The sequence below is a fragment of the Chryseobacterium sp. CH25 genome, from assembly GCF_004119455.1.
In the GTDB taxonomy this organism is placed as follows: Bacteria; Bacteroidota; Bacteroidia; order Flavobacteriales; family Weeksellaceae; genus Chryseobacterium.
In genome coordinates this window covers 449729-474802 of sequence record NZ_NRQT01000005.1, presented here as the reverse complement: position 1 = coordinate 474802, position 25074 = coordinate 449729, and the positions used below count along the sequence as shown (strand labels likewise).

Genomic DNA, 25074 nt, shown 5'->3' with positions numbered 1-25074 from the left:
TCACAAAGATGTGTTTAAAAATTTATGGATACCATAAAGTTTTTATCGTAAATATGAAAAAGCAGAATATAAATAGCTTAATATTAATATATTGAAAAATAAAAACCCTTCAGATTGCTCCAAAGGGTTAGGTTTTTAAATAAGTATTTTTATAATTGGCCGTTTATTTAGCTATAATAACCTTCCTTATTACATTTTGGTCACCGCGCTTAATAATGCCAACATAAGCTCCGTTTGTAAGGGCTGAGATATTAACTCTCTCCTTATTAGTTGTTTTTAATAGGGAACGTCCCTCAAAATCAGTGATTTCAAAACTAAAATTTTGTACGTCAGAATCTGGAAATTCAATATTAATAACATCCTTTGCCGGATTAGGATAGATTTTTATAGACTCTAAAGTACTTTTTGAAATAGGTTCCAGGGTTCCTAAGGTTTGTGTAGAAGCAACCGCGAAGTGCTGCAAAGCTCCCACTGCAGCTTTTCCAATATTGTAAATGTATACCGGATCAGTATTGGCAAAAGTATCATTAACTGTATGTGGAAAATTACTTCTGATTCTTTCAAAAAAACCTGTGATAATTTCGCCCTTTTCTTCAAATGGAATATAATCCGTATCCTCAGCAGGGTCTACAGCAGTCTGAAGCGGAGAATAAAGTGCTGTACAGTTTCTTAATTCCTGAGTTACAGTAGCGGAAGCAGCATTATTACCGGGAAGTCCACCCATATCCTGGTCACAATATATGGTGTTATTGTTATTTCCCATTACACCGCCTACCTGGTCCAGATTGAAAACCATCTTAATATCCAGAACCCGGTTACTTCCCTGGTAAACTACATTATCAACATAATGATAGCTGCCTAAAAGACCCTGTTCTTCTCCGGAGAAATGAATAAATTTAATGGAGTATTCTGTAGGAATGGTTCTTAAAATTCTTGCAGCCTCTAAAATAATAGAAGTACCACTGCCATTATCGTTAACACCGGAGCCGGCAATAGTATCAAAATGTCCACAGATAATTACATATTTATTAGGATAAACAGTTCCCTGTTTTGTTATGATTAAATTTTTTGAAGTTGTATTTGAATAAGGAAAAGTATCCTCAACCATTTGATTGGCAGTATATCCATAAGAAAGATATTTGTTTTTAAGCCAATTCAAGGCATCTGTATTGGCCTGAGTACCTGTTTTTTTTACTCCCCAGCTGGCAAATTCCTGCAGATTGGTAATGATATCCGTTTGGGAAACAGCGTCAGCTCTGTTCTTATAAGCTTGGATAAAGCTTTGAGCATTAATAGTATGTGAACTTATAGCAATCAGCAACAAGGCTGTTAGTTTTTTCATGGTATGATTGATTTATAAAGCTTAATAATATATTTCATAAGAACTGAAATCAGCTCATTATCATCATATATTGTTACTTGTCAATGATTATTTTTTTAACTGTCTGATTCCTGTCTGTTTTTATAGAAACCATATAAACTCCATTAATCAGTTGGGTTGTATTTATTTTATGCTCATTCTCAGCACGAAGTACTATATTTCCCGTCATATCAGAAATCTCAATATTGAAATGCTGAGGCTTCTTTGGAAACTCTACTGTTAACAGATTTTTTGCAGGATTTGGGTAAATATTTACAGCCTCTGATAATTTTTGCCCGGTAGTTTCCTGTGTCCCCAGAATATTATTTGAAGTAGTAGCCACAGCAAAATGTTGTAGAGCACCTACGGCTGCCTTACCTACATTAAAGACGTAAACAGGATCTATATTGGCAAAAGTATCATTAGGACTATGTTCATTCTGACTTCTGATATATTCATAAAAACCTGTAATGGTATATCCTTTCTCTTCAAAAGGTATATAATCTGAGCTATAGGCATTAGAAATAAAAGTCTGAAGCGGAGAATAAAGCCCTGTACACACTGCTAATTCCTGTGTGGCAGTAGCTGATGCCGCATTATTTCCAGACATCCCGCTGATATCTTTTTCGCAGACAATCGTATTATTGTTATTTCCTAGCAGACCGCCTACCTGGTCTATATTAAGAACTAATTTAATATCTAGTTTGCGGGTATTTCCTTGATATGCAATATAATCTGCATAATGGTAGCTTCCTTTCAGTCCTTGTTCTTCTCCAGAAAAATGAATAAACTTAATAGAGTACTCAGTAGGAACATCTTTTAATATTCTGGCAGCTTCTAAAAGGATAGCAGTACCACTGCCATTATCGCTTACTCCAGGACCGTAAATCGTATCATAATGTCCACAGATAATTACGTACTTGTCAGGATATACTGTTCCTGTTTTTGTTATAACCAGGTTTTTAGAACTTGTACTTCCAAAACTGAAAGGGTCTTCCACAATCTGACTTGCTGTATATCCATAAGAAGTATATTTGTTCTTCAACCAGTTCAGAGTATTGGTATTCACAGGAGATCCAGTAGTTTTTATTCCAAGATTTTCAAAATCGGTAAGATGGGTGGTGATATTTGTCTGGGAAACCATATCCGCTCTATTCTTATAAGCCTGAATAAGATTCTGTGCTCCGATATTTTGCAATGCTAAAGAGGTCAATAGAAAAACAGTGATTTTTTTCATTTCTTCAAGTAAAATATTTTTCGATTGCTAATATAAGGATTAATAGTGATTTTATTTTACTGATCGGTGTTATTTATCTGTATTTAATTAGGTTTTTCATAATTACATAGTTTGTAGTATTATTTAATCTTAAAACTAATCTTATTTTCATCAAAAGACCATTTTAGCTTTATTTTTTACATCCATCATAAAATGAATTGATGATCAGATGATAAACAGTTAAACACCTTAAAAAGTAGGGGGTAGAAACAAAAAAATCCCGGGTAAACCCGGGACTTATATTGATAACAAAAATAGTATTCTACATTATTTTACTTGATCTACAACAGCTTTGAAAGCTTCAGGGTGATTCATTGCTAAATCTGCTAAAACTTTTCTGTTAAGCTCAATGTTGTTCTTTTTAAGAGCTCCCATAAACTGAGAGTAAGACATTCCGTGCTCTCTAGTTCCCGCGTTGATACGAGTGATCCAAAGTGCTCTGAAGTTTCTTTTCTTCTCTTTTCTACCACGGTAAGCATATTGCATTGCTTTTTCTACCGCGTTTTTAGCTACAGTCCAAACGTTCTTTCTTCTACCGAAAAAACCTTTAGCTTGCTTAAAAATTTTCTTTCTGCGAGCTCTAGAAGCTACCGCATTTACTGATCTTGGCATAATTTAAATTGTTTTTTTGAAAAGGGCGGTAACAGATGTTACACTTAATTGGCTCCGTTTCAGGGTTAAAATTTTGAATTTGTTTTGAATTCTTATAAACCGAATATAGATTTATAAAAACTACTTAATTGCTAATTGACGTTGAACGCTTTTCTCGTCCACTTTAGCTACGTAAGAAGTGCTAGTAAGATTTCTCTTCTGCTTAGTTTCTTTCTTAGTTAAGATGTGGCTTTTGTAAGCGTTTTTTCTTTTGATCTTACCAGATCCGGTAAGAGCAAAACGTTTCTTAGCACCTGATTTCGTTTTTAATTTTGGCATTGTTTTGCTTTTTTATTGTTTTTGTTATCAATATCTGTTTATGGTTTCCTAAAGACATTAGGAATAATAGTTTGCAAAAGTACGAAAAAAATCTCAATATTCCCTTTCCAGGACAAGACTTTCTAAAAACATATTGTTTTTTGGAGTAATTTCAATGATTAACTGTCCGTTTTTTATCTGAATATCGGCATCGAAATCTACATTTTTTCCTTCTGAATCTGCTATTTTCCAATTTGAAGATGGAAGATTGTCAATAGATAAAGTATAAGAATTTCCTTTATTCATTGTTTTGATCAGTTTGTGGTTAGCAAACAGGCTCGCCGTATCCGACTCAGCCTGGAAAAAATACCCTGGAATAGTTAATTGATTTCCAGTGTTCTTAATTCCTGTATTCTTCCCGTATTTATTAAAGAATAATGAGTATTCCTGATCTTTTTCCTTTGTTTTTACCTTAATATAATTGCTGTTGAAAATTTTGTTGATTTTCAGCTGATCGCCAATATTAAAATTGAGCTCGCCACCAATATGGAAAATAATAAGATCCGGATTTCGGTTCATAACATAATTCGCATCACCCAATTCATGGGCTAATGATCCGTTCCCGAAATTTTTAGGTGGATGCCTCGGGATATAATAATCATTCAGTCCCAGCATATCTACTATAGGTAACTCGGATGAATAAGGAATACAACCTGCGGCAGTAACAGCAACCAAAGTTTGATTGGGAAATGTTTTCTTTAAAGTTTCTCCCAGCTTCATCCCTCTAAACTCCCATCTTTCATCCACCGCACGTTCATTATCAGGAATTCTGGATTGAATGAACCCGTTTATGATTAGAAGTAAAACGATCCCCAAGCTTATTTTTTTTGAAGCAAAATTGATCTTTTTGAAATAAGATAATCCAAAAATAACAGAGAAAACAAAAAGTATCAGTACAACATAATAATGTCTGAATGCAGGAAATATATCCCCGCCAACTAAAGTTACATAGCCAGCCCAAGCAGCCGTTAACAACAGCAAATAACATCCGAAAAGGCTTTTATTTTTCAAAAGATGGTAAAGAGAAATCAATCCTAATCCCGATAATAAAAGAGTACTGAAGAAAGCCTTGAAATTATAAAAACCACCACGTAAAATATGATGGATAGTCACTTTTACCTTTACCAAAGCTGTATTGGGAACCAGCTCTCCGTAAAAACTATACCGAAATGCCAGTTGCCCTAATAAAAATAATGATGGAATAACCGCTGTTGCTAAACCAATTTTAATAAGTTGATCTTTATTTTTTCTGGCTGTTACTAATAAAAAGGCTGAAGTAAGTAAAGTGAATAGAAATCCGTCCGGTCTGGTAAGTGCTAAAAGTCCCAGCCATAATGCCAGCAGATAAATGCTTTTGAAATTATTATCATTAATTATTTTTGAAACCTCAATTAAAATTAAGGTGAGAAGTAATACGTATAAAGGTTGTTCCAGTCCGCCAATAGCCCAAACAGTAAAACATGGAGTAGTAGCTAATAATGCAACTGCTAAGAAAACATATTCTTTCTGTATGCTTTTATTTCTAAAATAATAAAGAATACTGCCCAATATTCCCAGCGAACACAAAACACCCAACACTCTGGCAGCAAGAATAAGGTCCATACCTAATTTACTCAATGCAGATACTCCCAGAACCCAAAGCAGATTAGAATATCCTTCAACCGGATGTCCATCATTCCAGGTTAAACCTTTTCCTTCCATAAAGCGCTGTGCATACCGTAATGAAATCAAACTGTCATCAGAAAAGAAAGGGTAGTAATAGAAGCATCCGAGAGAAAAAAGGATAACTGCTATGAAAAAAAAGGATAAATATCCTAATCTCATGGTTGATATGTATTTATACTGAGCGTTTCCTAAGCTTTTTAGGATAACAACTGCAAAATAACGAAAATAAAAAAAACTACAGAGATTTTATCTGTAGTTTGCTTCTTTATGTTCAGTTACATTATAATTGAAAGAATGCCAAAAGGTCTCTGCTGATTGTTTCAGCTTCCGTGGTAGGTATTCCATGAGGGAAACCGGGATAGGAAGTTAATTGACCATTTTTAAGTAGAGTAGCAGACACTTTTCCCGTTGATTTAAATGGTGCTCCTCGCCATAGAGAGTCCAATATGGATAAGGTCTTTCAAACCCAATGCTTCTGCAATTGCTGCCATAAATATAAAGTATCAGGGAAATTTAATTATAATAAAAAACAATAAATCTTATTGATGATTTCTTATTGTGTTGCAGGGATAGAGTAAGTAAAAAATAAGTTTCCCGCTTCTGTATAAGAAACGGGAAATATTTATATCTCTATAATATAATTAATAGAAGTCTTCCACAATTATCTCCTTTCTTTCTTCATTATTTCCACCAAGAATAACTTTAATTCTGTATCCAGAAGGAATGAAAGTTCCTGTCCTTGAACAGAGCTGCATTTTAATGTGTGGACTGTTCACATGATAGTTAACGGTAGTATCAGCACTCCAGATTGGAATACTATTAGCTGGAATACTATTACTAGAATAGATTACCAGATTTCCATCGGTTTGTGCAACAAGCCTTGGACTTACAACATCAGTCCTGTGGGTATTGGAATGCCATAGTACAGTTTTATGTCCTTGTCTTTCTCTATAAAGAACCAGATTGTTATCCCACTGCATAATTAATCGATACACACTACCATTGTGCTCCAACTTAAGAGACTCTTCTGTGTTTAATGCTTCCGGATGAAAAGGACCGGATTCTTTGATGAGTTCAATTTTGGTAAAACTAATACGTGAGGTATTATTTTCATTAACAGTAACTTGTTTTGCAGTTGGCATTACCTCATCGCGGGTTTCATCCTGGGCGCAAGATGCCAATAGCATTGAAAGACTTAAAAAAGTTATTAATTTTGTTTTCATAGATTATTTTTGACGGCGCAAATATATAAATAATTATCATAAATCATCAAATAGAGATATAATATATAGTGTTAATGCTAATGATATATGGTATTGTTAATTATTTTTAATACACTAGTAAGTGAAATTTAAATTAAAAACCACAATCAAAATGACTGTGGTTTTGCAATTATTTTGTATTAATAAATTATGAATTAAAAAATGACAAAAGATCTCTGTTGATTGTTTCAGCTTCTGTGGTAGGCATTCCATAAGGGAAACCAGGATAGGAAGTTAATTGACCATTTTTAAATAGAGTAGCAGACACTTTTCCCGTTGATTCAAATGGTACTCCTCGCCATAGAGTGCCCAACATGGATAACGTCTTTCAAATCCAATGCTTTTGCAATTGCTGCCACAAATGTAAAGTATCAGGGAAACTTCACTTTGAAACTCTCTAAAATATAGCTGATAATTGGGATTGTAGTATCCTTCACATCTCTCTAATATTGATGCTTATTTCAGAATATGAAAACAATAGTTTGCAGTATCTTTTTGATGTTGACTTCGGTAACAGCCTGTACCCAGGAAAAAAAAGATAATTTGCCATTAATTCCACTAAAAACAAAGACTATCAACAGCATTCCTTTTTTAACGAAGCAGAATAATTTTGTTTATGCAGATAAAACAAGTCTGAAACCCCTCACTCATCAGAAATATCAAAACGCATCCTTGTTTACGACTACAGGATTTGCCGTTGTTATGAATGAAAAAGATGAATATGCCGCCATAGATGAAAAAGGAAGAATTGTGTTGGCGTTTTCTGCTGAGGAGATCAATTTAAATGTCATCAATGGGCTTACATTTTACAAAAAAGACATTGAGTACGAAAAGAAAATGCCAGTCTGGAAATGGGATTGGAATATCATGGGAAGCGGTATCAAAAAAGAACAGACTTACCATAAAATAGAAATTGGTGTTTTAGAAACCAAACAAGTCTTACTTCATGAAGACATTCCTTATTTGGACGACAATTATTATCTCAATTTTATTGTGGTAGATGAAAATCACCTGTTTTGGAATGGAACCCTGTACGAAATCAAAAAAATAAACTCAGTAAAATTGAAAATAATATTGCAGAACTGCTGGAAAATAAACGATTTATTAAAGGGTCCAATACGAGCTTTTCAATATTTGAGTTACATCAGAAAAAAGCAGTTCACTCCAATCTGATAGGTTCTGAGACACTTTCCCTTGTATTTGGAAAAGAAACCATAGCGCTGAAAGAAGTGAATAAAGAACAATATGAGCCGGAAGTTCCTAAACTTTTAATGAATAGTAAAACCAGTGATGTATACCTTTTTCCACAGTATGAAAAGGCTTTTCCAAAAGAAATTACAAAGGCAACAGCTTCGCAGATTGATTTCATTAAAAAGGTTTCTCTAGTGTATTCTATCACCAATTCCCCTTATTTTTTATTAGGTGTTTTTAATTACGATCATGATGTTTGGGCGTATGACTGGCTTTATATTGATACTAAAGGGAATGTTACAGATTCTATCGGCTCTTATAACTTTAAAGTGTTGGATAGGGTTGGATATTTGGTCTGGCCAGACAGGAAAATGGTTTTACCTAACCAATACACTGATAAAACCTGGAAATTTGGGAAAATAAATTCCTACAGAGGTATGAAAGATCAATATCTTATCCGGATTGAAAATGAAAAAGAATTGAAAACCATAGGCCTATGGAATAGTCTTGAAAAAAACTGGGAGATAAAGCCTGATTATTATGATATTTCCGTTTTAGATACAGAAAAACAGATCTACGCTCTTCAAAAAGAACAGAATGGATCATATGTGCTTTTCGATAATAAAAATAAAAAAGGTGTCAGTTCAAAAGTATACCAATCCATTAGTTCAGAAGGCCTGGTGACTGTTAAAAATGATTCAGGGAAAACAGCCTATTATTATATTGATATTTATTCCGGAAAAGAATATAAAGAATGATGTAGAGATTGTGTCAAATGGCTGGAAGAGGGAAGCTGGAGGGTACTTTCAGCCATGATTTTAGAGATGGTTATTATACAATTAAATTACATAAAAAAGTGGACTGTTATTTTATATGACTTTTATAACTTCCAGTTTCCAGCTTCAACCTTTTTAAAATAATTAAAATATGCTTTCATCTGCAGATTTACACTTAGAAAGAGCTTTATTTCTTGCAACCTTAATGATTTTTTTCGGAGCAGGATTCTTATGTATGCTCATTGTTTTTATTATTAACTCAGTACAAAAGAAAAAGAAGAAAGGGCTTTATTATCTTCTTGTGTTTCTTGTTTCAGGAATTACCGTAACAAGTTTAGCCGCTGTTTATTTTTGTATGCTGTTTATAAAATAGCCTTAATTATATGCTTTCTGATTAAAAATTATATATAAAAACCACTATTATCAGGGATGTTTTAAACCAATGCCTTTGATTACCTTTAGCTCAAAGATTTATTAAAGATTTGAGAGTGAAATATTTTGTGATTTTAACTTCACTTTTTGCGTTGCTGGCTTGTAAAGGCAATGCCCAGAAATTAAAGGTTACTCCCATTTACTCTGAACCCAAACGGGTTACAAAAGAAATTTCGGAAACAGGGAAACCTCATACTTACGTTACTCATAAAGCTGTTACAGAGCGTTTTACTCCTGGAATTATTATGCTTTCTAAAAATACCGGAAGATTGAAGTTTCGTATCCGGGGTAATGTCAGCTCCGGAGGACATACAATTTATCAGGTAAGAAAAATCCGTTTAGAGAAAGGAGAGCAAAATGGCAATACCATTACGCTGAGATATTATACTGAGATCAAAAAATATCCCGGTAAGGAAAGCGCAAATATACAGGGGTACAATTACACAAAAGATGAAATTTACAAAATACCGGATGACGTTAAAATAATAAGAATAGAATTGTATGAGGAATGGATGAATGATCCTTCAGATACAAAGCTCAAACTTATTGCCCAACAAACTTTTAATTTCTTTGCTAAAATTTAGGTTATAGTAATGCATATCTCTCAATTCATAAACATAGACCTTACATTTTTATAAAAATGATGCTCAGTTAAATTAGAACATATGAATAAAGAATTAACAAATCCGCCATCAAGTGAACGTGATCGTGAACTGTGGATGCAGCATGGGGCAGGATATATTATTTTTGAAAACATTAGAAAGTATGCTATTAATAGAATCCCGGCAGATATTGATGAGACTCTTCGCGAAGTTCATTTAAAAACCATCGACAATACTATTTACGGAATGATGATGCAAATGGACGGAATTTTTGGTCCTTTGGAAAATGAAAACTACCGTTTAGACCTACAAACCAATATTGTTCTTTATAAAAATGACGAAATCATCGAAGAACTCAACACTCTTGATGGTGATGGAATGTGCATGGGATTTCATGGGTGGATTGAAAACGATTTTGGGAGTGATGACGTTGTAAATCATTAAATTAATGTAAAATATTATTAATCAATTGTTTATTGAAAAATGAATCTTACTTCAGAGCAACAGAATTTTATTAATGATAATTTCCATGAAGGTATTCTACAAGATGAACTGGATAAATTAAAATTTAACCAGTTAAATACAGCAGAAGAATTGCATTATCTCGCCACTTACCATAATTGGGACAACGGAGTGAAGGTTTTACAATGGATTGCAGAAAGCCCCATTTGCAGTGAAGCTACTGCTTTAGAGTTGTTTTGGCTGGCTCAGCCACAGGATTTTCAACAATATAAATTAGATCAGACGCTCAAGGATGTATCCCAAAATGAAGTGTTTACTCTGTTAAAAACACTTCTGAAAAATTATCCCAACGGCTTTTATCAAAAAACAGATATTCAGTTTGATCCAACATCGCTGTATGAAGATGAATTCATTATTCCGGATTGGATTTTTCAAAAAACAAATGGCGAAGAAACGTATATTTATTATGAAGAAGACGATGTAGAAATGTGGTTCGATAGAGAATGGGAAAAGAATATCAGAGGTGCTGAATCTGCCATTGAACTCTTCAATATCGCTTATTTTATAGATGAACCGGAATATGCAGCACAAATCTTACTACACCGGTTATGTGATAAAGGCATTGCAGTGATGGTATTCTGGCGATTGTATACTGAGTGTTCGGTTTATCATCATACAAACACAATGCTGCAGGGCATTATTAATAATATTGTAAACAACAAATATCCGGAAGTATTGAGTTACAATCCTCAAACCGACAAGAAAGTTGATTATAAGAAGAAAAAAATAGCTTGGGAAGTTCCGGGTATCTTCAAAAGAAATGTTTAAAATATATGTATGAATACATTACAAAACTTAGAGAAGGAATTTGAATTTACTTATCCCCAGCTTTACAAACAATTATATGATGAAGGGATGATCATTGAAGATGTAGTTCCTTTTTCTACGTTAAAAGAAAATCCTCCTTTGCTTTTATTTGGAAATGATATCGACATTTGGGAACCAGTCTTTTCTTGGGGAGGAATTAGGGAAGTTATTCATCACGAGATTTACGACATCAACTCCCAATACAGAATGGTTCCTTTTGCCGGAAATGGAGCTGGTGATATGTATGTTTTTCAATTGGATATGCAAGTAGATGACGAAGTTCCCATTACTTTGTTTCGGCACGACTCAGAGGCTGAAATTCTAGCTAAAAACCTTCAGGATTTTATCTTTAGACAACTTTTGGAATCTTTAACTGAAATGGATGAAGATTCTATGTTTCATGAAGATTCTGAAGAAGAAATCAAACAAAATTTACATAATCAGCTAAAGACACATCGTAAGTATTTAAAACCAGAACAGGTTGAAATTCTGGAGGACCTATACAAACGTGATATTTTTGAATATATCCACAAAAAGCCTAATGGTAGCGAGTTTAAAAGAAAAGGGTTGCTCACTTTTGATGAATTTGAAAAACTCATTAAGCAGGAAATTGCTTTTGAAAAATTAAACACAAAATTTGCTTATTGGGAATAGAGTAGTTGAATAAATAATTATAAAAACTATATGGTTTTCAACCTTGTAAAAGAAAAGAAGGAAAGTAATTAAAACTAATAAGAAAGTAAAATGAACGATTTAATAAAAATTTTTCCGGAATATGAAGATGTATTTTATGATGATTTGGAAAATCATAAAAAGTATTTTCTTCCAATTTGTTCAATTAATTTAAAAATTATTAATCCATCAGAAGATCAATGGCTGCATATTGTTTCTGTAAAGGAAATTTACGATGGCTGTGTTGGGGAAAATAAACCGGAATATCATACAGAATATACCAAAGCAGATATGTTTGGTTTTGATGTGATTGAAGGCAAATACAAATTTGATACAGACTGGAATTATTTTTCAGCCCACACCGAAATTTCCCCGGAAGATTATGGAAACAATTATTCCGATTTAGAGATTGAATACAACATGAATGAGGCTATGTATCAATTGAAAAAAGAATATTACCAAAAACACAATAAGCTTTATGACAAAGACAATGATCGACCGGGTTTAATGGTAGATGATATTCGTCGTTTAGAACGTTTACGCCAACTTACAGTACAAGATCTGGAAAAAGATAATGATTCAGAATATCTGGTGGAGCGTTTGCAAAAGAAGGTTTTGGGGATTTTTGACGAGCTAAATACAGCATCTCTTCCTTTAGAAGAAACTCATTTCGGTGGAGATAACCTAATTGATAAGCCTTATAAAAAAGATAATACCATAATGGGTTATATCGGGTGTTTAGAAGGCTATGATTTTCAAAATGCCGCAGCAGATGTATTGTATTTATTCTATGACAAAGAACTTAAAAAAGCCGTCATTTGTTTAGAGTACACTTAATTTGGCAGCATTACTATTGAAGATAAAAGTACATTACTGGATAAAAATATCTCTTTTCTTGATAAAATCCCAAGTCTGGAATACAGTATCAAAATCGGAAGTTTTGGAGCAGAAAGCAATAAATAACTAAATAGCCTTGACAAGGCTAAAATTGCAGCTTAAATAAAGATTATACATTTAAAAATTAAAGAAAAATTCAGAACTGGAAATCTTTTACTGAACAAAATTGCTCAAAAATTGAGTAGAAGTATTTTACTTATCTTTACGTTCTTTAATGTAATACAGTTTAATAAAGAAAAGGATTTGAGGCACAGGTTATTATTTATATTTACGTTACTTATTTGTCCGTTTTTTGCCCAGGCACAAGATGCTTTAAGCAAATTAGAAAAGGAGTATAACAATGCTTCAAACCAAACGGAAGAGCAGTTGAATCTGGCCCCCAAATATGCCACTGCTTTATTTTTCCATAAGGCTAAACCAAAATCCTACGAGATTTTAGCTCATAATATTTCTATCGCATCAAAACAGACCGACGGAAAGTATGCTACTATTTTGTATGCTGTTCAGGCTATGAATTACAGGCTGGACAATAAAGATGTAGAGTCTTCAAAAAGTTTGGAAATGGCCAGAACCTATAGTTTAAAAACAAACAGCAATGAAGCGAAAGGCTATCTGGAATATGCAAAAGGCTGGATTCTGGTCCGTAATAATAAAACCACAGAGGCAGTTACTGCTTACCTGAAAGCAATTAATTATTACGAAAACTCACCCACGACTTCTACACTGTATGGGAGATTCGGTAATGTAGCTAAAGAATTATCCACTATTTATTCTAACCTGAACGAATATCAGCTGGAAGAAAAATACAGCAAACAGTTTCTGCTATTAGCATCAAAGCAGAATGATCCCGGACTTATCTTCGATGCATATATGAGAATGGGATATGTGTATGAGCAAAAATATGCTCAAAATACATCGGATATACAGTTTAGAAATAAAGCAGAACAGTTTTATCTGCAGGCTATTGCTACTTTTAATAAAAATAGGGAGTCTATGCTCAATAAGAGCAACCTTTCTTATGCTGCAATTAATTTAGCTAATTTATATATTGAATTTAACCCAGATAAGGCCAGAGAATATGCGCAGATAGCCAACAAAGCGAGTCTGGAGACCGGTGATCCTATTCATATTGCTTCTTCTTTTGGGATTTTGGCTGAACTGGCTATACAGGATAAGAATTACGATTTAGCAAAATCATATTTTCTGAAAGCTTCCATGGAAATCGGAAAAAGCCCGGTAAGGGATCATAATATTGAATTGTCTATTCTCGAATCTTTATCCCGAATCAGCGAAGAACAGGGTAATTACAAAGAAGCTCTTACTTATTATAAAAGTTATGTAGATAAATACAAAAGTGTTTACGATCAGGAAAAGCTGGATATTACCAAAAGATTGGAGTCTCAGTTTGAAAAAGAACGACAGGAGCAGAAGTATATAAAACTACAGCTGGAAAGTGATAAAAAAGCACAGCAGATTAAGCTTATCAATATTCTTAGGGCACAGCGTGAACAGGTCTATAATAACCTAAAACTGGTAGAAGAAAACCAGCGTGAACGTTTAAAGTTTTCAGAACTGGAGTCTGAGAAAAAAGAACAGCAGCTTCGTTTAGCTAAATTAGAAACCCGACAAAAGAACAACGATATCAACAGTTATAAAAAGCTATTGGCATTCAAAGAAAAGATCAATACCTATTATATAGTTTTTATTTTCATTTTCATTGTCTTGATTTTCTTATTGCTGTATGCTTATAAACAACGTGTAAAATCTATTAAACAGAGGGATGAACTGCATGCCCTGGCCATGGAAAAAGAGAAACAGAACTCTAAAATATCCACGCTTACGGCATTGCTGGAAGGGCAGGAGCAGGAGCGTGGCCGTCTAGCCCGCGATCTTCATGACGGATTAGGTGGACTGCTTTCAGGAACTAAACTTCAGTTATCTATTTTAGATCCTCATCAGTCTGAAAATATAGAGGAAGGTATTTCAAAATCAATCAGTCAGATTGATGGTGCTGTAGAAGAGTTGAGACGTGTTGCTCATAATTTAATGCCAGATTTATTAATGAAATACGGTTTGGCCGCAGCTATTCAGGAATTTGCTTCCCGTATGTCCAACAGTGCATTAAATATTCATACAGAATTTATCAATTACAGCAATTCCATATCAGAAGAAAAGCAACTGCTTATCTATAGAGTCATTCAGGAACTGGTGAATAATGCCATTAAACATGCTAAAGCCTCTGAAATTATTATTCAGATCAGTGAAGAGGAAAATGTATTAAACCTTACTGTAGAAGATGATGGTAAAGGTTTTGATCTTGCCAACTTAGACTTTAGAAAAACAGCAGGTTTTCATAATATAGAATCAAGAGTCCAGTTTTTAAAAGGGACGATGAATATCACCTCTCAATTAAACATTGGAACCAGTATAGAACTTCAAATTCCTACTCATTAAATATGATAAAAGTAGCCATAACAGACGATCATCCGCTTCTATTGGAAGGGTTGAAAAATATTTTAGGAAATAACGAGAACATAGATGTTGTAGACTGTTTTAAAAATGTTTCAGAAATGAATGCAGGTTTGAAAAAACAGGCTGTCGATATTTTATTATTGGACATCAATTTAGCAGATATCAACAGCATTGAACTCATAAAACCTTTAAAGAAAAAATACGAAAATCTCCAGATTATTATGCTGAGCGTTCATAATGAACTGCCTGTCATCAACAGTACTTTAGCTGAAGGTGCTTTAGGATATATTCAGAAAAATGCTTCCGTTTCCGAAATCTTGGAAGGCATAAATACCGTTTACGCTGGAAATCAGTTTTTATGTTCGCAAACCCGTTCTGTTTTAGAGAAAAAATCACCGTACGGATTGAATCAGGTTCCTAAATTAACCCGTAGAGAAAAGGAAGTTCTTGCTGAAGCTGCAAAAGGATTAACCACGAATCAAATGGCAGAAAAACTTTTTATCAGTCCGCACACCGTAGAAAGTCACCGGAAAAATCTTATTGAAAAATTCCAGACTTCCAATCTTAGTTCAGCGATTAAACTGGCCATAGAATATGGTTTGATTATCGAATAGTATTGATTTGGCACTAACAAAAGAATCAGTTCTGGGTGTTTACTTCCCACAGATCGCGCAGATTTCACAGATGTAAGCATATGTAAAAGTTTTCGCTTCGTCAGAATCGTTGCCTATCGATTTATTTTTTAGCTTCCTTAAAATATCATGCAAAGAAAAATAAAACCTTTGCGTCTAAAATTAAAAGCCTCTAATTTTAATTTAGCCATTAAACTGGCTATAGAATACAGATTGATTATTTGAGTGAACATTCATCCAGCAAAAAGGTCTGCTTACATCGTAAAAGCAGACCTTTTCTATATAAATTTAAAATTAGGTGTTCAATTATTAATCTTTAAATCTCAATGTTGCCTGAAACAGGTTCTTCTTTCCTGTTAAATCATATTCTTCATTGTATGTAGGCTCATACATTAGAAGGTAAACTCTACCATCAACATCTTTTAAATTAAGAGGCTGAGCTACCATCACATCATAAAACCTTGTAATCGTACGTGTAGCTGTCCACTGTTTAGAATTGCCTTTAGGAGTTTTATCAAATCTATGATCCTTAACATCTGTATAATACCAATAAGACGGTGCAGAATCCATTAAAAACATTTCTTTATCCTTGTTATACAGTTCCTCTGCCATACCTGTACTCTGAAACCAGGGAACCTCGGTATTGAAAACTCCTAAAGCTCCTGCATAAATGTCTTTATCCGTTGTTGCTCCTACTAAAAAACCTTCAAGGTTGGCCGCTGTAAACTCAAATACAAAAGGTGATTTTTTAAGATCATAAACATCATTTACAGGCTGAATTACTTTCCCATCCTGTTTAATAACTACCTTTAACGATTGTGCGAAAGCCATAAAACTTAAAATACAAAAAAGGAATGTTAAACTTATCTTTCTCATGGTATATCTTTAAATAACTGCTGCAAAGATATTGTACTTTACCACCATAAACACTGGCTGTTTTCAGGGGTTTTTCATCTTAATTTGTAAGGAAGAAACTTCTATTTCTGAAGCAGATCGGTCTTCAGCTGAATTTTTATGAAAGCTGACTTTTGTTTTTTACCTTGAACCACTGCTGAATTGGTAGGATGCACTTCAGCGTAAAACGTTTTATCATCCTTCCAGAAAGCTTTCGTTTCATCTCCAATTTTGAAGTTGGTAAAATTGATATATAAAAGCGTTCCAAGATTATGGTTCCATGCAGTGTATTGACTGATCACAAAATCACTTCCTACATCATTATTAGAGCTGATATAAGAAATCTGATTTTTGCCAGGAAGAATCTGTGGATAGCTGTCTGTAGATATTTCAAAATTAGCTAAAGATTTTACATTATAAAAAGTATAATAACTAACTGCGGTTTCGTCTGAATTTTCTTTGAAAATCTCCAAATGCAGGGAAGGAGATTGCCCTATATATTCATTGGATAATGTTCCTTCTTCAGTAGATACAGTTTCATGTTGTGTAATCATGGTTTCCTTTCCATTTTCAGTATATATCCAGTTATCATCTTTTAGTTTTATATGTGGATTTTTAACCAGAACTTCATTAATCTTATTGGCAGAAGCTGCTTTAAATTCCTGTTCCGAAACTTCTGTTATAGTACCATATTTACTGAACGATTTATTTTTGAAGTCCTGAGAGCCTTTCCATGTACTGCTTCTGATTTCATACAGATTTACCCCTTTCAAAGTCAAATCAAACGAGGCTGTAAATTCTGATTTTAAAACAAAAGCTTCAATGCTGTTTGAAATATTATTGTTGATGCTGTAATGAATAGAGTAGAAGTCATCAAACTCTTCAAAGCCATAATAATTATCCAGTTTATTATAAGCAATTTTCAGGTGGGCTGCCTCTTTATCAGGGTTCACAAAAAACTGTACAGAATCCAGTTTGGTAAATAACTGAAAAGGAACATCCTGTACATTATCTACACCTTTTACCTTTTTAAAATCTGCAAATGTGATAATTTTCTGGGTAACTTCAGTTGCTACTTTGGGGTTTTCTGATGATTTATTCTGCGGATTACATCCCATCAACACCACTGTAGAAGATATGAGAAATTGATAGATAGGCTTCATTGTTCTTTTTTTCGGGCAAATGTATCAGTATTCATTTCAGTAGCCAACAAATCCCCTGAATATCGGCAATAAATGGCTGAAAACAGGGATATATTGAATCACATATTTTAATCAATTTTACATCCGTTAAAACTAAGTATTGATTGTAGATGAAAAAACTAATAACCAGCTTTTCAGTCGCAGTAGTTTTATTAGCATCCTGTTCAACTTCTGCAGAAAAGAAAGTGAATAATGTGGATTCTACTGCATCAAAAACAGATACAGTTTCAAAACTTTCCCAGCAAAAAGCAGCTATTTCAAAAGTAGATGTGCCGGAAGATTTTTCAGAACTCGTTCCTATTGATGTACTGAATACCAAAAGTAAAAATGTATATGACAAATATGGAATAGAATTCTCTGGAAACTGCTATTCATGTGATTTGGCTAGCTTGTCCATAACAAAGAATAAAATTAAATGGACCAATATCTGTGATGAAAAGGATGCCTTAGAAATTAATGATTTCTCTGTTTTAGGTGAAGGCAACAAAATAATATTAAAAACATCAGACAGAACTTATATTTTAACTCAGATCGATGAAGCACCCATTTATGAACTGGATGTAGAAGGAAAGAAACTCGAATCAGATAAAAAAAGAGTGGCTAAATATTTTACAACCCAAAAAGCTTTACCGCTTTTTAAAGAGCATGATTGTGGTAATTTTGAAGGATAAAAACTACTAAAACCTGTAAGAAAGAGGGGAACAAATACAAATGATGTCTATATAACCCCTCTTTCTTTTTTATGAAACTTTTCACATTAATTTTTTATACAAAAAAAGCCTCAAAGTAATTTGAGGCTTTTATATGTAAAATAATGATTGAATTATTTTGCTGGTTTTTTAGGACTCATCATCATAATCATTCTCTTTCCTTCAAGCTTAGGAAGCTGATCTACTTTACCAACATGCTCCAGTTCCTGAGCCAGTTTTAAAAGCAAGATTTCCCCCTGATCTTTAAAGATAATGGAACGTCCTTTAAAAAATACGTAGGTCTTCAGTTTAGAACCTTCTTCAAGGAATTTCTCAGCATGCTTCTTCTTGAATTCATAATCATGGTCATCAGTCTGAGGTCCGAAACGGATCTCTTTTACTACCACTTTTACCTGCTTAGCTTTAAGTTCCTTCTGTTTTTTCTTTTGCTCGTATAAGAATTTCTTATATTCTAATACTCTTGCAATAAAAGGTTCTGCCTTATCAGAAATTACTACTAAATCCAATTCCTGTTCTGCAGCAATTTGTCTTGCTTTATCAATTGGATAAATTCCTGGCTCTACGTTATCGCCCACCAAACGAAGCTCTCTCACACGAATTTTATCGTTGATCAAGTGTAAGTCCTCCTGTACAGGACGTCTTTGTGGGCCCCTGTTGTTAAATCTTTGTGCTATTGTATTATAATTTTATTGGTTAACTACTCATTTATATTTAAAGTATTGAGAGAGGGTAATTCAACTCTCAATACTTTAATTTTGTTTTTATTAAACAGCTGCTTCTTTTTTGAAGTATGCTGCGAAATCTTCCAGATTCATGACTCCAAGATCTCCTTCGCCACGTCTTCTTACAGAAATTGTTCCTTCTTTCTCTTCATTTTCTCCTACAACAAGCATGAAAGGAATCTTCTTTAATTCAGCATCACGGATCTTTTTACCTGTCTTCTCGTTTCTGTCATCAATCTGACCGCTAATATCGTGATTTTCCAAAAATTGTGAAACTTTTTTTGCATAATCTACATATTTTTCACTGATTGGAAGAATGATAAATTGATCAGGACTCAACCATAGAGGGAAATCTCCTGCAGTATTCTCCAATAAGATCGCGATAAAACGCTCCATAGAACCGAATGGTGCTCTGTGGATCATTACTGGTCTGTGCTTCTCATTATCATTTCCGATATAGTGAAGATCAAATCTTTCCGGTAAGTTGTAATCTACCTGGATGGTTCCAAGCTGCCATTTTCTTCCTAAAGCATCTTTTACCATGAAGTCAAGCTTAGGACCGTAGAATGCAGCTTCACCATATTCTACAACGGTCTTTAATCCTTTCTTCTGTGCAGCATTGATAATTGCATTTTCTGCTTTTTCCCAGTTTTCATCTGTACCGATATACTTTTCTTTGTTATCAGGATCTCTTAATGAAACCTGAGTTACAAAATCTTCAAATCCTAAAGATTTGAACACATAAAGTGTTAAATCAATTACTTTTTCAAACTCTTCAGAAAGCTGATCCGGAGTACAGAATAAGTGAGCATCATCCTGAGTAAATCCACGAACTCTTGTTAATCCGTGAAGCTCTCCACTTTGCTCATATCTGTATACAGTACCGAATTCTGCATATCTTTTCGGAAGATCTCTGTAGCTCCATTGTGATGTTTTATAAATCTCACAGTGGTGCGGGCAGTTCATTGGCTTCAGTAAGAACTCTTCTCCTTCATTTGGCGTTTTGATCGGCTGGAAGCTGTCTGCTCCATATTTATCCCAGTGTCCGGAAGTTACATACAATTCTTTTGCTCCGATGTGTGGAGACATTACGAATTCATAACCACCTTTCTTCTGTGCTTCTGAAAGGAAATTTTCTAATTTTCTTCTTAAAGCAGTTCCTTTTGGCAACCAAAGAGGTAAACCGGCACCTACTTTTTCAGAGAATGCGAAAATTCCAAGCTCTTTACCAAGCTTTCTGTGGTCTCTTCTTTTAGCTTCCTCTACTCTTTCAAGATATTCAGTAAGTTCCTTCTGTTTAGGGAAAGAAATACCGTAAACTCTTGTTAACTGAGGGTTCTTTTCATTTCCTCTCCAATACGCTCCTGCAGCATTTAAAACTTTAAAAGCTTTTACAATTCCTGTGTTAGGAATATGTCCTCCACGGCATAAATCTGTGAAGTTATCGTGTGTTACAAAAGTAATTTCTCCATCATTCAGATTAGAGATCAATTCTACTTTGTAAGGATTGTCTGCATATGTTTTTAAAGCTTCTTCTTTAGAAACCGGATATAAAGAGAATGTAGAACCTTTCTTAGCGTTTTCAAGGACCTTCTTTTCAATCTTTTCAAAATCTTTTTCAGATAAACTTTCATCCCCGAAGTCTACATCATAGTAGAATCCGTTCTCAATTGCCGGACCAATAGTCAGCTTAGCATCAGGATAAAATTCAAGGATAGCCTGCGCCAAAAGGTGAGCAGAAGAATGCCAGAAAGCTTTCTTTCCAAGATCATCATTCCAGGTCAAAAGTTGTACCGTAGAATCCGTGGTTATAGGCGTGGTTACTTCTACTTGTTGATCATTAACAATTGCGGAAATGGTATTTCTAGCCAATCCCTCGCTTATAGATTTTGCCACATCTAGAGCAGTTACTGCTCCTTCGAATTCTTTGACACTATTGTCTGGAAGTGTAATTTTTATCATTGTTTACTAAAAAATTTTAAGATGCAAAAATACGCATTTTTTAGTTAAAATACTATATTAGCCTATATTTAGAATGAGAATTAATATTAACCATGAAAAAGATACTGTTCATTTTAGTTCCACTAAGCTCCACATTGAGTTTTTCACAGAAAAATTCATCTAAATTTTCTGTTCATTACAATAAAAATGTAGAGACCTATTTTCTTGCGGAAATCCTTTCAGCAGAACATCGAAAAAATAATAAAGATTTTGAATTGTATAAAATAAAAGAATGTTCTGTTTACCAACCTATTGTAAGTAAAGCACTGAAAAAATATGAACATCTGAAAAATTCAGAAATTGCCATTCTAACAGCAAAAATAAATGATATTTTAATTGATAAATATGGCGTATTTAATGATATGCTGATGAATCCATTGATGTATCACCAGGAATTTCCAGCTACAGAATGGATCAATGACTATCAGTTTATCAGCAATAATTTAATAAAGGAACAGAACAAAGAAGTTACTGAATTAATAAAAAATTACCTTTCTGAACTTTCAAAATTTTATAAAAAAGAAAATATAGGGCAGTTTTTCATCGAAAATAAAGCCTTTTATAATGGCGGAGAAAACGAGTATAATCAACATATTCCTGCAGGATTTACGAATGCGATGGAGCAGTTTTATGGTGAAGGTTTTAATTCTTATACCATTCTGATTTCTCCTATGATGATGTGGCCTATAGAAGATGGTGAAGGAAGAGGAATTGGTACCAATGTAATTTTGAAATCCGGTAAAACAGATGTTTATGAAATAGCAAGTCCGTTTGTAAGAGTTGAAAAGCCAGGTCAGTTCGGATATGATAACCAGTTTCAGGCAAGATTTTTAAGCGTTCATGAGTTTGGGCATTCCTTTGTGAATAAAGAAGTATATCTGCATAAAAATAAACTTGAAAAATTCAAAGATTTATTTGAAAAATCAAATTTAAAGGACGTGATGATAAAAACCGGTGGTTATGGAGATTATCAAACCTGTGTAGCTGAACATTTGGTGAGATTAGGGGAAATTGAAACCGCGAAAATCCAGAAAGACTTCGAGAGAGCTAAAAAATTGGAAGAATATCATGTAAAAAGTAATTTTATCTTTCTTCCGTTATTGGAAGAGAGACTGAAAGAATATAATTCCAATAGGAAAAAATACAGAAAATTTGGAGATTTTGTTCCTCAATTATTAGAGGTTTTTGAGAATTCAAATATTGAATTTATCAATAATGCATTAGTTCAGAACAAGAAATAAAAGCCATAAATTGCTTCCTACTATGAATACAATAAACATTGATCTACACTGTGACCTGTTATACTATCTGCTAGGGTCAAATTCAACGATTAACGATAAAGAACTGGGCTGTTCTCTGCCTTATCTTCAGGAAGGGAATGTAAAACTGCAGATCATGGCGATGTATGCAGGAACAGGTGAAGGAAGTACCACTTATGGACTGAAGCAAAGCCAATTGTTCTCAGAACTCATCAAAAATGAAAACTTTTTCCTGTTTGAGAATGAAAACTATAAGAATCCCGAGAATGAAAATCGGGTAGGAGTTATTGCTTCCATTGAAAATGCATCTGCATTCTGTGACGAAAACCAAAGTCTGGACTCCGGATTTAAAAATCTTGAAACTATTATTGAAAATACTCAGAAAGTATTTTATATCGGGATTACCCATCATTTAGAAAACCGTTTCGGCGGTGGAAATAATGCGACTGCCGGACTAAAAGAAGACGGGAAAGTTCTGATTGATTATATTGCAGACCGTAAAATTGCCATAGATTTAGCGCACACAAGCGATCAGCTGGCTTATGATATATTCAATTATATAGATCAGAAAAATTACTCAATTCCTATTCTGGCAAGCCACTCCAATTATCGAACTGTATATAAAAATAACCGAAATCTTCCTGATGAACTGGCTAAAGAGGTCATAAAAAGGAATGGTCTTATCGGTTTAAACTTTATCAAAGATTATGTAGATATTGAAGATCCTGAAAGACTTTATGAACATATTCAGTATGGGCTTGATCTGGGTGGAGAAAACAGTATTGCCTATGGAGCAGATTATTTCTATTGGAAAGATCATCCGGATACATCACGCCATCCGTTTTTCTTTGAAGAACATTCTAATGCATCAGTTTATCTGGGGATTAATAAAGAAATTGAAAAAAGATTCTCTTCTGAGCTTGTAGAAAAGATCAGCCATAAGAATGTTTTAAACTTTATAGAACGTATTTATAATTAAAACCTGAATCTTTATAAAAAAAATCTATGTTTCTATGGGGTTGAAAAATAAAACAACATAGAAACATAGATAATTATCTGCAAAATCAGCGAGAGAAAAACCTACATTAACTTTTTCTCTTATACCTCACTTTTTGCTTGATAATTTCAATTACATCCACATTCTGAACCTTAGATTTGATCCATCCGTGAATATCAATATAGAATAGGGATCTTCTGTAATATTCATTTTCAGAGAATTCTTCAAGCTTCTTATCAAAAGCTTCAAATACTTTCTGTCTCTGATCCGGCAGCTGATTATTCACCGTTTTAAAAAACTGAATGCTTTCAAAGTGAAATTCCTCCGGTTTTTTCATTTTCTTAGCAAATTTCAGGGTAGAAGTAATAAATTCATCATAATCTTCATCATTTCCGGATTCATACTTCGACATTAAAATGAGGATTCGTGTATGAAACAATAAATCTTCCTGTACATTACCTTTGGATTCTATAACTCTCATAGAGTATTCAATAGCCTTTTTGTACATCTTACTCCCGAAAAACATTGCCGCCATCTTAAGATAAAGAATCATAAAGTGGTGTTCATCAATTCTTTCCCTAAGCTTTTCCATCTTCAGTTCAATTTCAGGAATAAGCTTGGTTCCTGTAAAAAATTCACCTTTTACAAAATGAATATTCATCAGCGTGTTATAATGCGTAAGGAAAATAAGAGACTGAAGATTCTCATTCTGGGCAAAATTTTCAGCATTAACCCTTGTATTGAATTCTTCAAAATGCTCTTCTAGGATATCAATGTTTCCATATAGGAATAGGATTTTCAACAGGTAAGTATTTCCTTTAATATACCAAACCGGATGGCTGAAGATCATCTCCGGTCTTTTATGAAACAGGTCTACCCATTGATAGGCATATTTCAGCGTGTATTTATAATCCTGCAGCAACTGATTTTTCCAGACATGGGCCTTAAAATACCATAGTTTTTCTGTAAAATTAAGTTTGTCAAACCTGATATTCTTAATTTCTGCGTTAAAAATATCCATAACTTCTTCACGGTCTGCATCATTTTTTACATAGCCATGAGTCAGCATTTCACTGTATAATTTCAGAGAAAGATTAGATAATTTTGTCGTGTAGCGGTTCTGTTTGCTCAGCTCCTGAGATTGTTTGATAAGCTCTTCAGCTCGTCCTTCAAAACTTCGTGTAATGAATTGAGATTCAATTACTTTTTCAAGATCAATAATCTCGGAAGCAATACTCTTTTCATCCAGCTCCAAAGCAGACTGTTTGGTTTTGTCCAGTATTTTTAATGCCTGTTTATAAAGCCCTTTCTGATACAGAATATTGGCAAAATCCAACTGTTCCCGAAGCTGGATTCTATAGTTCTGATGACTTGGGTTCATCCTGAGACTCACCAGAATTTGCTTGTAAAGGTGTGCCTTCAGATTAGAAAGCTGTTGCTTGGTAGAAATTTTCTTTTCAATAATGATGCTTTCATCATATTCCTTCATTTTATCCATTTCAGAAAAAAGGAGTAAAAATTTGGCATCTACATTAATTCCGAGACGGTTTACGTACAACTTAAACTGTCGTTTTTCGGAAGTCGTCAATGACTTTACCAGTACAAACAAAAAATCTTTCTGCAATTCTGCCATTGTAAATTTTTAAAATTTAAATAATTGAATATTAACAACATACTCTTATTTCTTCAACTGTTGAATATTGTAATTTTTTGAAAAAATGAAAATGAAAAAATATAGCAAGCTGTAGTTTTGA

24 protein-coding genes are annotated in these 25074 nt (G+C 33.7%); 12 read left to right on the top strand and 12 right to left on the bottom strand.

The window, feature by feature from the left end:
- Window positions 1-163: 163 nt before the first annotated feature.
- From BOQ64_RS15065 to BOQ64_RS15030, 7 genes are all read right to left on the bottom strand, one after another.
- Window positions 164-1342: a M28 family peptidase gene (locus BOQ64_RS15065; RefSeq protein WP_129057632.1), complete on the bottom strand. Its 1179-nt coding sequence runs from the start codon at window positions 1340-1342 to the stop codon at window positions 164-166.
- A gap of 73 nt (window positions 1343-1415) precedes the next feature.
- Window positions 1416-2597: a M20/M25/M40 family metallo-hydrolase gene (locus BOQ64_RS15060; RefSeq protein ID WP_129057631.1), complete on the bottom strand. Its 1182-nt coding sequence runs from the start codon at window positions 2595-2597 to the stop codon at window positions 1416-1418.
- A gap of 306 nt (window positions 2598-2903) precedes the next feature.
- Window positions 2904-3248, bottom strand: coding sequence for a 50S ribosomal protein L20 (rplT, locus tag BOQ64_RS15055; RefSeq protein WP_034694451.1), 345 nt, complete (start codon window positions 3246-3248; stop codon window positions 2904-2906).
- A gap of 120 nt (window positions 3249-3368) precedes the next feature.
- On the bottom strand, window positions 3369-3566 hold the full coding sequence (rpmI, locus tag BOQ64_RS15050) for a 50S ribosomal protein L35 (protein WP_047492860.1): 198 nt from the start codon (window positions 3564-3566) through the stop codon (window positions 3369-3371).
- A 93-nt stretch (window positions 3567-3659) separates the two neighbouring features.
- Window positions 3660-5306 (bottom strand): glycosyltransferase family 39 protein, encoded by a 1647-nt coding sequence (locus tag BOQ64_RS15045; RefSeq protein WP_129057630.1) that lies wholly within the window; start codon window positions 5304-5306, stop codon window positions 3660-3662.
- Between the two features lie 605 nt (window positions 5307-5911).
- Window positions 5912-6493, bottom strand: coding sequence for a hypothetical protein (locus BOQ64_RS15035; RefSeq protein ID WP_129057629.1), 582 nt, complete (start codon window positions 6491-6493; stop codon window positions 5912-5914).
- A gap of 187 nt (window positions 6494-6680) precedes the next feature.
- Window positions 6681-6848 (bottom strand): hypothetical protein, encoded by a 168-nt coding sequence (locus BOQ64_RS15030; protein WP_228448403.1) that lies wholly within the window; start codon window positions 6846-6848, stop codon window positions 6681-6683.
- Window positions 6849-7000: 152 nt separating this feature from the next.
- Between BOQ64_RS15030 and BOQ64_RS24025 the strand changes: the two genes are divergently transcribed.
- The 9 genes from BOQ64_RS24025 (at window position 7001) to BOQ64_RS14985 (ending at window position 15517) form a co-directional block, all read left to right on the top strand.
- On the top strand, window positions 7001-7705 hold the full coding sequence (locus BOQ64_RS24025) for a hypothetical protein (protein WP_228448402.1): 705 nt from the start codon (window positions 7001-7003) through the stop codon (window positions 7703-7705).
- Window positions 7706-7761: 56 nt separating this feature from the next.
- Window positions 7762-8481: a hypothetical protein gene (locus BOQ64_RS24020; RefSeq protein ID WP_228448401.1), complete on the top strand. Its 720-nt coding sequence runs from the start codon at window positions 7762-7764 to the stop codon at window positions 8479-8481.
- Window positions 8482-8987: 506 nt separating this feature from the next.
- Window positions 8988-9515 carry a hypothetical protein gene (locus BOQ64_RS15015; protein ID WP_228448400.1) on the top strand — a complete coding sequence of 176 codons (528 nt, stop codon included), beginning with the start codon at window positions 8988-8990 and terminating at the stop codon, window positions 9513-9515.
- 81 nt (window positions 9516-9596) lie between these two features.
- Window positions 9597-9977: a hypothetical protein gene (locus BOQ64_RS15010; protein WP_129057626.1), complete on the top strand. Its 381-nt coding sequence runs from the start codon at window positions 9597-9599 to the stop codon at window positions 9975-9977.
- 39 nt (window positions 9978-10016) lie between these two features.
- Window positions 10017-10823, top strand: coding sequence for a DUF4274 domain-containing protein (locus BOQ64_RS15005; protein ID WP_129057625.1), 807 nt, complete (start codon window positions 10017-10019; stop codon window positions 10821-10823).
- Between the two features lie 9 nt (window positions 10824-10832).
- Window positions 10833-11516, top strand: a complete 684-nt coding sequence (locus tag BOQ64_RS15000) for an SMI1/KNR4 family protein (protein WP_129057624.1) — start codon at window positions 10833-10835, stop codon at window positions 11514-11516.
- A gap of 144 nt (window positions 11517-11660) precedes the next feature.
- Window positions 11661-12371: a hypothetical protein gene (locus tag BOQ64_RS14995; RefSeq protein ID WP_228448399.1), complete on the top strand. Its 711-nt coding sequence runs from the start codon at window positions 11661-11663 to the stop codon at window positions 12369-12371.
- Window positions 12372-12608: 237 nt separating this feature from the next.
- Window positions 12609-14885, top strand: coding sequence for an ATP-binding protein (locus tag BOQ64_RS14990; protein WP_228448398.1), 2277 nt, complete (start codon window positions 12609-12611; stop codon window positions 14883-14885).
- Between the two features lie 2 nt (window positions 14886-14887).
- A complete protein-coding gene (locus BOQ64_RS14985) occupies window positions 14888-15517 on the top strand; it encodes a response regulator transcription factor (protein WP_129057622.1) in 630 nt (209 codons plus the stop codon).
- Between the two features lie 327 nt (window positions 15518-15844).
- On the opposite strand, the gene BOQ64_RS14980 is transcribed toward BOQ64_RS14985, so the two are convergent.
- Together BOQ64_RS14980 and BOQ64_RS14975 are read right to left on the bottom strand one after the other, a co-directional pair.
- Window positions 15845-16411: a hypothetical protein gene (locus tag BOQ64_RS14980; RefSeq protein WP_129057621.1), complete on the bottom strand. Its 567-nt coding sequence runs from the start codon at window positions 16409-16411 to the stop codon at window positions 15845-15847.
- 101 nt (window positions 16412-16512) lie between these two features.
- Window positions 16513-17592 carry a resolvase gene (locus tag BOQ64_RS14975; protein WP_129057620.1) on the bottom strand — a complete coding sequence of 360 codons (1080 nt, stop codon included), beginning with the start codon at window positions 17590-17592 and terminating at the stop codon, window positions 16513-16515.
- A gap of 149 nt (window positions 17593-17741) precedes the next feature.
- Here BOQ64_RS14975 and BOQ64_RS14970 point away from each other — a divergent pair, with 149 nt between their 5' ends.
- Entirely contained in the window at window positions 17742-18302 is a 561-nt protein-coding gene (locus BOQ64_RS14970; protein ID WP_129057619.1) for a hypothetical protein, read from the top strand.
- Between the two features lie 152 nt (window positions 18303-18454).
- Here the strand turns inward: BOQ64_RS14970 and infC are convergent, their stop codons facing one another.
- Entirely contained in the window at window positions 18455-18955 is a 501-nt protein-coding gene (gene infC / locus BOQ64_RS14965) for a translation initiation factor IF-3 (protein WP_027372223.1), read from the bottom strand.
- Window positions 18956-19105: 150 nt separating this feature from the next.
- On the bottom strand, window positions 19106-21025 hold the full coding sequence (gene thrS / locus BOQ64_RS14960; RefSeq protein ID WP_129057618.1) for a threonine--tRNA ligase: 1920 nt from the start codon (window positions 21023-21025) through the stop codon (window positions 19106-19108).
- A 92-nt stretch (window positions 21026-21117) separates the two neighbouring features.
- Here thrS and BOQ64_RS14955 point away from each other — a divergent pair, with 92 nt between their 5' ends.
- Together BOQ64_RS14955 and BOQ64_RS14950 are read left to right on the top strand one after the other, a co-directional pair.
- Complete coding sequence (locus tag BOQ64_RS14955) at window positions 21118-22305, top strand: DUF4932 domain-containing protein (protein WP_129057617.1); 1188 nt, start codon at window positions 21118-21120, stop codon at window positions 22303-22305.
- A gap of 22 nt (window positions 22306-22327) precedes the next feature.
- The gene (locus BOQ64_RS14950; RefSeq protein WP_129057616.1) at window positions 22328-23302 is read left to right on the top strand and encodes a dipeptidase; all 975 of its coding nucleotides are present in this window, start codon (window positions 22328-22330) and stop codon (window positions 23300-23302) included.
- 106 nt (window positions 23303-23408) lie between these two features.
- Here the strand turns inward: BOQ64_RS14950 and BOQ64_RS14945 are convergent, their stop codons facing one another.
- Window positions 23409-24953, bottom strand: a complete 1545-nt coding sequence (locus tag BOQ64_RS14945; RefSeq protein ID WP_129057615.1) for a hypothetical protein — start codon at window positions 24951-24953, stop codon at window positions 23409-23411.
- Window positions 24954-25074 lie beyond the last annotated feature (121 nt).

What these genes read in the sequence shown, in the direction of transcription:
- BOQ64_RS15060 (WP_129057631.1), bottom strand. Translation starts at nt 2,597, where the DNA reads ATGAAAAAAATCACTGTTTTTCTATTGACCTCTTTAGCATTGCAAAAT.
- BOQ64_RS24025 (WP_228448402.1), top strand. Translation starts at nt 7,001, where the DNA reads ATGAAAACAATAGTTTGCAGTATCTTTTTGATGTTGACTTCGGTAACA.
- BOQ64_RS15000 (WP_129057624.1), top strand. Translation starts at nt 10,833, where the DNA reads ATGAATACATTACAAAACTTAGAGAAGGAATTTGAATTTACTTATCCC.
- rpmI (WP_047492860.1), bottom strand. Translation starts at nt 3,566, where the DNA reads ATGCCAAAATTAAAAACGAAATCAGGTGCTAAGAAACGTTTTGCTCTT.
- BOQ64_RS15010 (WP_129057626.1), top strand. Translation starts at nt 9,597, where the DNA reads ATGAATAAAGAATTAACAAATCCGCCATCAAGTGAACGTGATCGTGAA.
- BOQ64_RS15030 (WP_228448403.1), bottom strand. Translation starts at nt 6,848, where the DNA reads ATGTTGGGCACTCTATGGCGAGGAGTACCATTTGAATCAACGGGAAAA.
- BOQ64_RS14955 (WP_129057617.1), top strand. Translation starts at nt 21,118, where the DNA reads ATGAAAAAGATACTGTTCATTTTAGTTCCACTAAGCTCCACATTGAGT.
- BOQ64_RS14985 (WP_129057622.1), top strand. Translation starts at nt 14,888, where the DNA reads ATGATAAAAGTAGCCATAACAGACGATCATCCGCTTCTATTGGAAGGG.
- BOQ64_RS14980 (WP_129057621.1), bottom strand. Translation starts at nt 16,411, where the DNA reads ATGAGAAAGATAAGTTTAACATTCCTTTTTTGTATTTTAAGTTTTATG.
- BOQ64_RS14975 (WP_129057620.1), bottom strand. Translation starts at nt 17,592, where the DNA reads ATGAAGCCTATCTATCAATTTCTCATATCTTCTACAGTGGTGTTGATG.
- BOQ64_RS14950 (WP_129057616.1), top strand. Translation starts at nt 22,328, where the DNA reads ATGAATACAATAAACATTGATCTACACTGTGACCTGTTATACTATCTG.
- BOQ64_RS15045 (WP_129057630.1), bottom strand. Translation starts at nt 5,306, where the DNA reads ATGGAAGGAAAAGGTTTAACCTGGAATGATGGACATCCGGTTGAAGGA.
- BOQ64_RS14970 (WP_129057619.1), top strand. Translation starts at nt 17,742, where the DNA reads ATGAAAAAACTAATAACCAGCTTTTCAGTCGCAGTAGTTTTATTAGCA.
- BOQ64_RS15065 (WP_129057632.1), bottom strand. Translation starts at nt 1,342, where the DNA reads ATGAAAAAACTAACAGCCTTGTTGCTGATTGCTATAAGTTCACATACT.
- thrS (WP_129057618.1), bottom strand. Translation starts at nt 21,025, where the DNA reads ATGATAAAAATTACACTTCCAGACAATAGTGTCAAAGAATTCGAAGGA.
- BOQ64_RS14945 (WP_129057615.1), bottom strand. Translation starts at nt 24,953, where the DNA reads ATGGCAGAATTGCAGAAAGATTTTTTGTTTGTACTGGTAAAGTCATTG.
- BOQ64_RS15035 (WP_129057629.1), bottom strand. Translation starts at nt 6,493, where the DNA reads ATGAAAACAAAATTAATAACTTTTTTAAGTCTTTCAATGCTATTGGCA.
- BOQ64_RS15005 (WP_129057625.1), top strand. Translation starts at nt 10,017, where the DNA reads ATGAATCTTACTTCAGAGCAACAGAATTTTATTAATGATAATTTCCAT.
- rplT (WP_034694451.1), bottom strand. Translation starts at nt 3,248, where the DNA reads ATGCCAAGATCAGTAAATGCGGTAGCTTCTAGAGCTCGCAGAAAGAAA.